Below are 10,678 nucleotides of genomic sequence, written 5' to 3' on the forward strand. Positions count from 1 at the left end.
CCAGGAAGCTGGTGTCAAGGCTGCTCAACTCTGGCTTGGCTGGTTGCGCGCAGCCGCGCCAACGGCGATGGCTTCATTCATGGTGTCGATGTTCACCGGTTGTTTGACCCGATCAGCAAAGCGACCCGTCAAGACGTTGGTGTCTCCCCCCGGTAGCATCGCCCAAAGGGGCGCCGCCTCTATCCCGTCGGCTAGCTTGAAACGGTGCAGGCCCGGGTGGACAACGTACAGCGCATCGAGCTTCAGGTCATGCATGGCGATGCGCATGCTGGCGGTCACACGGGGAACGTCGGCGCGCTTGAACTCCACGCCTACCCGCTGGCTCCCTTTGAACAACAGAAGATCGAGCTCGGCGCCCTGGTGCGTGGCCCAGAACCAGGCTTGATCGGGTTGGGCGATGCGCAGCACCTGCTCCAGTGCAAAACCTTCCCAGCTGGCGCCACTTTGCGGATGGGTAAAGAGTTCAGTCACGGTCTTGATGCCCATCAGCGCGTGCAGCAGCCCGGTATCCCGAAAATAAATCTTTGGGGCCTTGACCTGGCGTTTGCCCAGATTTTCATGCCAGGGTTGCAATTGGCGGATCATCAGCGTCTGTGTCAAGGTATCGAGGTAGCGGCGAATGGTGGGTTCCGAGACGCCCATCGACTGCGCGGATGGCGCCGCTGACCAGACTTGTCCGTGGTAGTGCGCCAGCATCGTCCAGAAACGCAGCATGGCGGGCGCCGCGATGTTGATGCCAAACTGGGGCATGTCCACGCGCACATGGTCTGCCACGGCCTGGGCGCGCCATGCGAAGCTGTCCTCGTCCGAGGCCGCCAGATAGGAACGTGGGAAACCGCCGCGCAGCCACAGACGCGTTGCAGCGTCATCGCTGTAGCCCCCTTCATGGGCGCTAACCTCCGCCAGATCGAAACCACCTACCTGCACGGTTTCGACGCGGCCCAGCAGGGACTCACCGGCTTGGTGCAACAAGGCCGGTGACGCGCTGCCGAGCAGCAGGTACTGGCCCGGCGCATCGGAGCGGTCCATCAGCACGCGCAGCAGGGGAAACAAGTTGGGTTGGAGCTGGACTTCGTCAATGACAACCAGACCCTTGAGTTGCTCCAGCGTCTGGACGGGTTGTTCCAGGCGTTGCGCGTGAGGCGGGTATTCGAGATCGAAATAATTGGGCGACTGGCGACTCAGAAACCTTTGGGCCAGCGTGCTTTTTCCGGATTGCCGGGGGCCGCTCAAGACGACACCGCGCGAGCGGCCAAGGGCTTTGTGGATGGAGAGTTCGAGGGCGCCGCGGTTCAGCATCGCTGGATGTTAGCATAAATCCATGAAATTCGAACATCAAATGTTGGAATTTCATGGTTAATGTGCGCAATGACTTGCCTCTGCGAGATGGCTCCCTGATCGGGTGCTGCATGAAAAACCCCGCCGAAGCGGGGCTATCTGAAGGCCGCTGAGTTGGCTCAAGCGGCAGCAACGTCTTTCGGTTGCCTGCGGCCCCGAACGTAACCCAGCAGGCCAAGGCCGGCCAGCAGCATGGCATAGGTTTCGGGTTCGGGGACGGCTGCCGCGAAAACCTGGACGTTGGCGTCGGAGTTAGGGAACCCGCCGCTACCCCAACCACTGGTCCCGCCGCCGGTTCCTGAATTCCAAGTCAGGGCGGTGCCGCTGGGTGACAGATACAGGAAGCTGCCGTCTGCCCCCTCTTGCGTTGATCCACTCTGGCTTGCGTTCGATGCGTGCAGAAAAGCGTTGGTGTAGCCAGTACCCCCGGTAAAAGGACGAATCGCCCCATCAAGGAAAAATTGATAGGTCTGGCCACCGTTTAGCCCGATGTTGACGTTGAAATCGATCTGGTAAACGGGAGAATACCCGCCTGAGCTACCTTGGTAGCCCAAGCCTCCCCCATACCCCGCAACCAACGTCGAAGTGAACGAAGTCGATTGCAAGGCGATCGGTCCCCCGGCCAAGCCACCCAGGAGGCTGAGCCCGGTGCTGTCGGTCGACCAGACGCGGATTGTGTTGATGTTGTAGGCGCCAGTCCCCGCCAGCGTGAAGTCATCCCCGGGCTGATAGAAGGTGGCGGGATTGGTGGTTGATTCGTTATCGGCCCACTGGACGTTGCTGCGGTTGGCGTCGCCAGAGTTGACGTTGGTGGTGGGAAGTCCGCGATCAAAGACCAATGTTGATTGAGCTTTGGCACTCGTTACCCCGGTCAAGCCAGCCAGCGCCAGTGCGGTTGCGCCAGCGCAGAACGCCGCTTTGGCCCGCAACCGGGAACCGATACCGGATCTCAATCCAGCTACCACACCAGTGGTCAATTGCTTTTCCATTGTCTTTGCCCTTTCCCGACCCATGCAGGTCAGCCGCGCTAGCAGTTTTTAAATAACCACAAATAGAGAAGGGCAATAGTGCTCCCGAAAGTGCAGCCTGTGAATAGCCCGTTCGGACTAACCGTTCGTCATACCAGAGGAAAACACTGCTGCCTCAGCCAAGACGCACATGCGGAATGAGCTGTCGCCGACCCTGCGCCAGCCGCGTTGGCTTTTCCCACCGCAGTGTCAATGCGCGTTTTGCGAACCTACGACAGGCGATAGGTTTGCAGGTGAATGCTGGTCTCGGTGCTGCTGATGGTGCGCACCAGCCGGATGCGCTCCAGGATCTTGGACAACTCGGCCAGATTGGCCGCCCGCAGCTCGGCCAGCAGGTCCCAGCGGCCGTTGGTGTCGTGCAGGCTGGCGACGCCGGGTTCGCCCAGCAGGCTGGCAATCACCGAGCGGGTCTCGTTGCCCTCCACGGCGATGCTCATCCAGGCACAAATTTCCGACGGTTGCGCGTCGGGCCTGAGCTTGACGGTGTAACCGACGATGATGCCGGCGTCTTCCAGTTTGGCGACCCGGTTCGTCACGGTGCCGCGCGACACGCCCAGCTTTTTTGCCAGCGTGGCAACACTGGTTCGGGCGTCCTTGCGCAACAGCGACAGCAATTGTTGATCGGTGGCATCCATGTTGCCATTTTGACATTCATATCTATCTATATGACAAATATTTGCCAAAAAGCAAGCAATATTGCTGATTTACATTGTCATGCCCTCTTGAGACACTGCTTCGCACTTCTCCGAGTACCGCATCATGAAATCGAGTTCAACCGTTCAAACCCACTTTCTAAGCGCCCAGGACGTGGCCTTGATCGTCAACAAAATAGGCCCGGCGGCGGCCCTGCGCGGCATGGCCGACTACATTCGGCAGGATTTTCTGCGCTGGCAGGACTTTGACAAATGCGCCCGTGTCGCCAGCCATTCGGCCGGCGGCGTGATCGAGCTGATGCCGATCGCCGATGCCCAGACCTATGCCTTCAAATATGTCAACGGCCACCCCAGGAACACGCACATCGGTCTGTCCACCGTGATGGCGTTTGGCGTGCTGGCCGATGTTGCCACCGGGGTGCCGCGGCTGCTCAGCGAGCTGACCCTGACCACCGCCTTGCGCACCGCCGCCATGTCGGCGGTGGCGGCGCGGGCGCTGGCCCGACCGGGCAGCAGACGCATGGCGCTGATTGGCAACGGCGCGCAAAGCGAGTTTCAGGCGCTGGCTTTTCATCATCTGCTGGGCATTGAGGAAATCCGGCTGTTCGACACCGACCGCGCCGCCACTGCCAAGCTGATGCGCAATCTGCGGCACACGGCGCTGCGCCTGATCGCCTGCGAAAGTATTACCCAAGCGGTGCTGGGAGCCGATATAGTGACGACCGTGACCGCCGACAAAACCAATGCCACCATCCTGACGCCCGACCTGATCGCGCCCGGCATGCACATCAATGGCGTCGGTGGCGACTGCCCCGGCAAGACCGAGCTGCACCCGGATGTGCTGCGCGGCGCTTCGGTGTTCGTCGAGTACGAGCCGCAAACCCGCATCGAGGGCGACCTGCAACAGTTGCCGGCCGACTTTGCCGTGACCGAACTCTGGCAAGTGCTGGGCGGCAAGGCAGCCGGCCGCAGCACGGAGAGTCAAGTCACCGTGTTCGACTCGGTCGGCTTTGCGCTGGAAGACTATTCGGCGTTGCGCTTCATGCGCGATGCGGCCAGTGAACTGGGGGTCGGTCAAGCGCTGTCGCTGATTCCGGAACTGGGCAACCCGAAGGATCTGTTCAGCCTGATTGGCCCGGTTGTCGAAGAGTTGGCGCTGGCAGCATGAACCAGCCGCCCGCCGCCAATCCGGTCGCTGGCGGTGTCAGCCTGATTGGTGTCCCGACCGACATCGGCGCCGGCACCCTGGGTGCCCGCATGGGGCCCGAGGCTTTGCGCGTGGCCGGCATTGCCCAGGCGATTGCCCGCTTTGGCGTGGACGTCAAGGACTGCGGCAACTTGACCGGTCCGGCCAACCCATGGCAGGCGGCCGTCAACGGCTTTCGCCACCTGCCCGAAGTGGTGCAATGGAACCGCCTGGTGCATGACGCCCTCTACGCCGAACTCAAGGCCGGCCGCCTGCCCATCATGCTGGGCGGCGACCACTGCCTGGCGATCGGCTCCATCAGTGCCGTGGCGCGCCATTGCCGCGAGCGAGGGAAGAAATTGCGTGTCCTGTGGTTCGACGCGCATGCCGACTTCAATACCGCCACGCTGACACCCAGCGGCAACCTGCACGGCATGCCGGTGGCCTGCCTGTTCGGTCAAGGCCCGCGGGAGTTGATCGAAATGGGCGGTCAGGTGCCGGTACTCAAACCCAGGGAGATCCGTCAAATCGGCATTCGCAGCGTCGATGCCGGCGAGAAACGGCTGGTGCACGACATCGGTATCGAGGTTTTCGACATGCGCTACATCGACGAGATGGGCATGCGCTTGGCCATGGAGCTGGCCTTGGCGCTGGTCGACGCCAACACCCACTTGCACGTCAGTCTGGATGTCGATTTTCTGGATCCCGCCGATGCGCCGGGGGTCGGCACCACGGTGCGCGGCGGCCCGAGCTACCGCGAGGCCCAGTTGTGCATGGAGATGATCGCCGATACCGGCCACCTGGCCTCGCTCGACGTGGTGGAACTCAACCCGGCGTTGGATCTGCGCAACCAGACGGCGGAACTGGCAGTTGATCTAATCGAGAGTTTGTTCGGAAAAAGCACGCTGATGCGCAAAGCCGGCGAGAAAATCGGATCCGGCATTCGATAATCAAAAGTTGACGGCGAGTTTGCCGTAGCCGAATTTTTTTGCTCAATCAACCACAACAGGAGACTGCGATGAAACGAATCAAGAAATGGGCCTTGCTGGGCTTGCTGCTGGCCAGTGCCTTCACGGCACAGGCCCGAAGTCTGGAGGACGTCAAAAAAGACGGCAAGATCAATATCGCCACCGAGGGTCAGTTCGCCCCCTTCAATTTTTTTCAGGGTGCCAAACTGAGCGGTTTCGAAGTTGAGCTGGCCGAGCTGGTGGCAAAGAAGATGGGTGTCACCATCGAGTGGAAGGCGCTGGGCTTCGATGCCTTGCTGGCCGGCTTGCGGCAGGACCGCTGGGACCTGGTGATCGCCTCGCATGGCATCACGGAAGAGCGTGCCAAGGCCGTCACCTTTGCCGATCCGCACTACTGCTCGGGCGGCGCCATCGTGTCGCTGGACCCGGCCATTCACCGGGTGGCGGACCTGAACGGCAAGACCGTCTCGGTGCAAACCGGCACCACTTACCTGGATAACGTCAAGAAGCTCACCGGCGTCAAGGAAGTGAAGAACTTTCCGCAGGATACCGACGCCCGCGGCGCCTTGCTGACCAAGCGCGTCGATGCCTGGGTGACCGACAAATTCGTCGCCGCCATTGCCATTGCTTCCAATCCCAACGCCGGCATGAAGCTGGGCGACTTCGTGTTTGTGGAACGCATTGCCGCCGCTGTCGGCAAGGGCAACAGCTCGCTGGTGCAAGGCTATAACAAGGCCCTGGCCGAAGTCATGGCGGATGGCAGTTATGCCGCCCTGTCGAAGAAATACTTCAACGAAGACGTACGCTGCCGCTAAGCGGCGCGCGAACCTTGCCCAAGCCGGATCAGCCAAGTGAAACTCGCTCTTCCTGAATGGCCACAGAGCTGGAGCCGCCAGCAGCGCTCCAGCGCCACCATTGCAGTGGCCAGCGTGCTGCTGGTTTTGCTGTTGTGGTTGATGGCCATCCCGATGGCCATGGCACCGGAGCCGATCGGCAACAACGCCCAGTACTTTGCCGATGGCACGCGCGTCACGGTCGAGCTGACCTTGGTCGCCGGCCTGTCGGGCATCCTGATCGGCGTGCTGGCCGCGCTGGGGCGCACTTCGCGCGTGATGCCGCTGCGCTGGCTGGCTTCCCTGTACATCTGGATCATGCGCGGCACACCGTTGCTGGTGCAGATCCTGTTCGTGTTCCTGGCGTTGCCGACCTTGGTGCCGGCGCTCAGGCTGGACGATTTCACCTCGGCCTGCGTCGCGCTGGCGTTCAACGTCGGCGCCTACAACGCCGAAGCCATCCGCAGCGGCTTGCTGGCGGTGCCCAAAGGCCAGATCGAGGCGGCCCGCTCGCTGGGCATGTCGAGTTGGTATACCTTCCTGGATGTGACTTTTCCGCAGGCCTTCAAGGTCGCCCTGCCGCCGCTGGTCAACAACACGGTGGCCTTGCTGAAGGACTCTTCCCTGGCCTATGCCATCGGTGTGGTGGAACTGACCAACGTCGGCAACCGTATTCAGGCGGCCACCTTTCAGCCCCTGCCGACGCTGATCACGACCGCCCTGGTGTATTTGATTCTCACCACCGTCATGACGCAGATCTCCGGTGCCGTCGAGCGGCGCTACGACGTGGAGGGGCGCCAGCCATGAGTTCAGCCCTGATCACGATCGAGAAGGTCAACAAGCACTTCGGCCCGCACCATGTACTGCGCGACGTCAGCACCCACTTCACGGCCGGTCAGGTGAGCGCCATTCTGGGCGCTTCGGGCTCCGGCAAAAGCACCTTGCTGCGCATGCTCAACCGGCTGGAACGGCACGACTCGGGCCGCATCGTGGTCGACGGCATCGAGGTCGACGACGACCTCAAGCATCTGGATGCCTTGCGGCGCGAGCTGGGCATGGTGTTCCAGCAGTTCAACCTGTTTCCGCACCTCTCGGTGCTGGACAACGTGTCGCTGGCACAGCGCCGGGTGCGCAAGACGCCGCGCGGCGAGGCCAACCAGCGCACCATGGAACTGCTGACGCGCGTCGGCATGGAAGAGCATGCGCACAAGTACCCGTTTGCGCTGTCCGGCGGGCAGCAGCAACGAGTGGCGATTGCACGGGCGCTGGCGATGAGCCCCAAGGTCATGCTGTTCGATGAGCCGACCTCGGCGCTGGACCCGGAAATGGTCAAGGAAGTGCTGGACGTCATCAAGCAGTTGGCCCAGTCGGGCATGACCATGATCATCGTCACCCATGAGATGGGGTTTGCCCGCGAAGTGGCCGACCGCATCCTGTTTCTGGACCAGGGGCAGGTGGCGCAGGATGCGCCGCCCGAAATCTTTTTTGGCGCCCAGGAGAGTGCCCGCGTGCGGGCTTTCCTGGGCCAGGTCAGTCACTGATTTTTAGTTTATTTTTACTGGAGACAACAATGAAAGTATCGACAACCACCCTTGCGCTATTGGCTGCCGGCGTGCTGAGCCTGCCGGCTTTTGGTCAGACCAAGGCCGACTTTGACGAGATGCGTCAGGAAATCCAACGCTTGCGCCAGGAACTCAATGCGCTCAAGGCGCAGTCCGCAACACCTGCTGCTGCCACCGCGGCGCCGGCCGCCAGCAACGCCGTCACGGAGCGCATCGAGCAGCTCGAAATCAAGCAAAAAGATGCCGTGGTGCTGGGCGACATCGGCAACAGCTTCCGCTTGCCGGGGTCCGAGACCTCGCTGCGCATCTATGGTTTTGCCGAGCTCAATGCGGTGAAGGAATTCAAGGGTGACAACTCGGGCAACGATTACTCCACCGCCATCCAGTACGCGCCGATCAACGGCAGCACGACACGCAACGGCGTCAGCTACCTGACGGCGCGCACCACCCGCTTCGGGCTGGAAGCCTCCACCCCAACCGCTTACGGCCCGCTGGGCATCAAGATCGAAGGCGACTTCAACAACGAGCCGCGCACCGGCAACTCCGCCGTGAACGGTTCCGCCGGCAATATCTACACCCAGGGTTGGACCAACTCCTACAACTTCCGTCTGCGCCAGGGCTATGGCCAGTTCGGTGGCTTGCTGATCGGGCAGACCTGGTCCACCTTCATGGACTTGGACAACTCGCCGGAGACCGTCGACTTCAACGGCCCCATCGGCTCCACCTCCATTCGCCAGCCGCAAATTCGCTACGCCTACAACACCAAGGATTCCGGCACCTTTACCGTGGCGCTGGAGAATTCGGTCAGCTACATGCTGGACAACACCGGCAGTCCGGTGCTGCAAGGTTTCTCCAAGATGCCGGATCTGGTGGCACGCTGGGACAAGAGCTTCGACTGGGGTGCCATGAGCCTGCGCGGCATCAGCCAGGAGTTCCGGGTCAACGACGGCGCCGGCATGGATCTGTCCAAGCGCGGCTATGGCCTGGGCACCACCGCTTTCGTGAAAATGCGCGATGCCAAGGACTTCCTCAGCCTGGCTCTGACCTACGGCGAAGGCATTGGCCGCTACTTCAACGGCGTCGAGGGCGCCGCCTTTGACGGCAGCAACATCCTGCTGGAAAAAGTGCTGGGCCTGGTGGTCGGCTACCAGTACAAGGCCAGCGACAGCTGGCGCGCCAATTTCGTGCTGGGGGCGCAGCGCAACTATGACAACGCCTACACCGCGTTTGCCACGGCCAATGGTCTGGATGTGGGCCAGTACGGCATCAACCGCAGCATCTACCAGGCGCATGTCGGCTTCATCTACAACCCGATCAAGAGCGTCGATTTCGGTGCCGAGTACATCTTCGGGCAACGCGAAACCCTGGCCGGCCAGAAAGGCGACCTGTCGCGTGTGAACCTGTCGGCCAAGTACTACTTCAACTAGGTGCTGGCGGGCGTTCGGGCGCGCCGGCTGGGGCTGGCCGCGCTGCTGCTGGTGACGCTGGTGTGGGGCACCACCTTCCCGGTGATGAAGCAGATCAGCGCTCAGTTTGGCGCGCTGGAGATCATTCTCTTGCGCTTCGCCATCGCCAGCCTGGTGCTGTTGCCCCTGCTGCGCGGACTGAGCTGGGCCGAGCTGCGCTGGGGCCTGGCGATCGGCAGCGTGCTGTTTTGCGCGTTCTATCTGCAGGTCTCGGGGCTGGCGCAAACCAGCAGCAACCGCAATGCCTTCGTCACCGGTCTGAATGTTCTGATCGTGCCCCTGCTGGCTTATTTTCTGGGGCAACGCCTGGCTTGGCCCTTGCTGCTGGGGGCTGCGCTGGGGGTGCTGGGCCTGGGCGGTCTTTTCTACGAACAGGCGCCCTGGTCGCGCGGCGACAGCCTGACCCTGCTGAGCGCTTTCGTCTATGCCGTCTATGTGCTGATGTTCGAGTTCAGCGCCCGCGCCAAGACGGCGCTGCGCCCGGCCCGCATTGCACTGGTGCAGTCCGGCGTCATGGTGTTGCTGGCAAGCCTGGGCTTCAGCACGCTGGAGCCGGCCTCCTGGGGCGACCTGTGGTCGCGCAGCCAGAATCACGGCTGGGTCTTGCTGTACCTGGGGGTGCTGGCCAGTGCCGTGATGGTCTGGCTGCAGGCCTGGGGCCAGCACCGGGTGCGTGCGGTGGAGGCGGCCATCGTCTATGGCCTGGAGCCGGTCTTTGCCGCCCTGACGGCGGTCTGGTGGATCAATGAGACGATGAGCGGACGCGCGCTGCTGGGCGGTGCGCTGATCGTCTCAGGCGTCGTCATCTCGCAAATCAAAGCGGCTTGAGGCCCAGCAGGGCGCGCGCCTCGCTGGGCGTGGCGACTTCGCGACCCAGCTCTTGGCTGATGCGGGCCATGCGCGCCACCAGCTGGGCGTTGCTGCTGGCCAGTTCGCCCTTGCGGTAATAGATGTTGTCCTCGAAGCCGACGCGCACATGGCCGCCCAGCAGGATCGCCAGCGTGCCCAGTGGCAACTGGGCAGGGCCGATGCCAGCGACGCTCCAGCTTGAGCCGGCCGGCAACTGCTGGGTCAGGTACAGCAGCGCTTGCGGCGTGCCGGCCATGCCGCCGGCCAGACCCAGCACAAAGTCGACATGCAGTGGGCTTTTGAGCAAGCCTTTTTTCAGCCAGCGGCTGGCGGTGCTGAGCATCCCGGAGTCGAAGATTTCGAGTTCCGGTTTCACGCCCATCTCCTGCATGGCCCGGGCGAAGACTTCCATGTCGGCCGGATGGTTCATGAAGACGTCGTCGCCGAAATTCACCGAGCCCATGGACAGCGTCGCCATCTCGGGCGCCAGCGTCACCGGTGCCAGGCGCTCTTGTGGCGTCATGCCGACGGCGCCGCCGGTGGAGACCTGAACGATGACGTCGCAGCGCCGGCGAATGGCGGCGATGATTTGCCGGTAGGTTTCCTTGTCCTGCGTCGGGCTGCCGTCGGCATGGCGGGCGTGCAGGTGCACCATGGCGGCGCCGGCCTTCACGCATTCCTCGGCGGCGACGGCAATCTCCTCCGGCGTGATGGGTAGCGCCGGTTGCTGCGCGCGGGTGACTTCGGCGCCGGTCAGCGCCGCGGTGATGATGAGTTTTTGCATGATGAGTGAGC

11 protein-coding genes are annotated in these 10,678 nt (G+C 62.4%); 7 read left to right on the top strand and 4 right to left on the bottom strand.

The genetic code is table 11. From position 1 onward, the window contains the following. Positions 1–24 precede the first annotated feature (24 nt). The 3 genes from PHS32_RS05605 to PHS32_RS05615 all read right to left on the bottom strand — a co-directional run bounded on the left by PHS32_RS05605 (position 25) and on the right by PHS32_RS05615 (position 3,001). The gene (locus PHS32_RS05605; RefSeq protein ID WP_301077894.1) at positions 25–1,299 is read right to left on the bottom strand and encodes an ATP-binding protein; all 1,275 of its coding nucleotides are present in this window, start codon (positions 1,297–1,299) and stop codon (positions 25–27) included. Between the two features lie 158 nt (positions 1,300–1,457). Next, on the bottom strand, positions 1,458–2,327 hold the full coding sequence (locus PHS32_RS05610) for a PEP-CTERM sorting domain-containing protein (RefSeq protein WP_301077895.1): 870 nt from the start codon (positions 2,325–2,327) through the stop codon (positions 1,458–1,460). A 248-nt stretch (positions 2,328–2,575) separates the two neighbouring features. After that, positions 2,576–3,001 (bottom strand): Lrp/AsnC family transcriptional regulator, encoded by a 426-nt coding sequence (locus PHS32_RS05615; RefSeq protein WP_301077896.1) that lies wholly within the window; start codon positions 2,999–3,001, stop codon positions 2,576–2,578. A 124-nt stretch (positions 3,002–3,125) separates the two neighbouring features. On the opposite strand from PHS32_RS05615, the gene PHS32_RS05620 reads away from it, so the two are divergent. From PHS32_RS05620 to PHS32_RS05650, 7 genes are all read left to right on the top strand, one after another. Further along, positions 3,126–4,187 (top strand): ornithine cyclodeaminase, encoded by a 1,062-nt coding sequence (locus PHS32_RS05620; RefSeq protein ID WP_301077897.1) that lies wholly within the window; start codon positions 3,126–3,128, stop codon positions 4,185–4,187. Next, entirely contained in the window at positions 4,184–5,155 is a 972-nt protein-coding gene (rocF, locus tag PHS32_RS05625) for an arginase (protein ID WP_301077898.1), read from the top strand. The genes PHS32_RS05620 and rocF overlap by 4 nt, the downstream gene beginning before the upstream one ends. 68 nt (positions 5,156–5,223) lie before the next feature. Continuing rightward, on the top strand, positions 5,224–5,988 hold the full coding sequence (locus tag PHS32_RS05630) for an ABC transporter substrate-binding protein (RefSeq protein WP_301077900.1): 765 nt from the start codon (positions 5,224–5,226) through the stop codon (positions 5,986–5,988). A gap of 36 nt (positions 5,989–6,024) precedes the next feature. Continuing rightward, the gene (locus PHS32_RS05635; RefSeq protein WP_301077901.1) at positions 6,025–6,813 is read left to right on the top strand and encodes an amino acid ABC transporter permease; all 789 of its coding nucleotides are present in this window, start codon (positions 6,025–6,027) and stop codon (positions 6,811–6,813) included. After that, positions 6,810–7,547, top strand: coding sequence for an amino acid ABC transporter ATP-binding protein (locus tag PHS32_RS05640; protein WP_301077902.1), 738 nt, complete (start codon positions 6,810–6,812; stop codon positions 7,545–7,547). The genes PHS32_RS05635 and PHS32_RS05640 overlap by 4 nt, the downstream gene beginning before the upstream one ends. A gap of 29 nt (positions 7,548–7,576) precedes the next feature. Next, positions 7,577–8,995, top strand: coding sequence for a DcaP family trimeric outer membrane transporter (locus tag PHS32_RS05645; protein WP_301077903.1), 1,419 nt, complete (start codon positions 7,577–7,579; stop codon positions 8,993–8,995). Next, entirely contained in the window at positions 8,996–9,862 is an 867-nt protein-coding gene (locus PHS32_RS05650) for a DMT family transporter (protein ID WP_301077904.1), read from the top strand. Here PHS32_RS05650 and PHS32_RS05655 read toward each other — a convergent pair. Next, on the bottom strand, positions 9,849–10,667 hold the full coding sequence (locus PHS32_RS05655) for a 3-keto-5-aminohexanoate cleavage protein (RefSeq protein ID WP_301077905.1): 819 nt from the start codon (positions 10,665–10,667) through the stop codon (positions 9,849–9,851). The genes PHS32_RS05650 and PHS32_RS05655 overlap by 14 nt on opposite strands. Positions 10,668–10,678 lie beyond the last annotated feature (11 nt).

Origin of the sequence: Rhodoferax sp. (assembly GCF_028714215.1) — a bacterium.
Taxonomy (GTDB): Bacteria; Pseudomonadota; Gammaproteobacteria; order Burkholderiales; family Burkholderiaceae_C; genus Rhodoferax.

Coding starts and splice junctions, on each gene's coding strand:
- PHS32_RS05640 (WP_301077902.1), top strand. CDS start 6,810: ATGAGTTCAGCCCTGATCACGATCGAGAAGGTCAACAAGCACTTCGGC.
- PHS32_RS05620 (WP_301077897.1), top strand. CDS start 3,126: ATGAAATCGAGTTCAACCGTTCAAACCCACTTTCTAAGCGCCCAGGAC.
- PHS32_RS05655 (WP_301077905.1), bottom strand. CDS start 10,667: ATGCAAAAACTCATCATCACCGCGGCGCTGACCGGCGCCGAAGTCACC.
- PHS32_RS05615 (WP_301077896.1), bottom strand. CDS start 3,001: ATGGATGCCACCGATCAACAATTGCTGTCGCTGTTGCGCAAGGACGCC.
- PHS32_RS05645 (WP_301077903.1), top strand. CDS start 7,577: ATGAAAGTATCGACAACCACCCTTGCGCTATTGGCTGCCGGCGTGCTG.
- rocF (WP_301077898.1), top strand. CDS start 4,184: ATGAACCAGCCGCCCGCCGCCAATCCGGTCGCTGGCGGTGTCAGCCTG.
- PHS32_RS05605 (WP_301077894.1), bottom strand. CDS start 1,299: ATGCTGAACCGCGGCGCCCTCGAACTCTCCATCCACAAAGCCCTTGGC.
- PHS32_RS05610 (WP_301077895.1), bottom strand. CDS start 2,327: ATGGAAAAGCAATTGACCACTGGTGTGGTAGCTGGATTGAGATCCGGT.
- PHS32_RS05630 (WP_301077900.1), top strand. CDS start 5,224: ATGAAACGAATCAAGAAATGGGCCTTGCTGGGCTTGCTGCTGGCCAGT.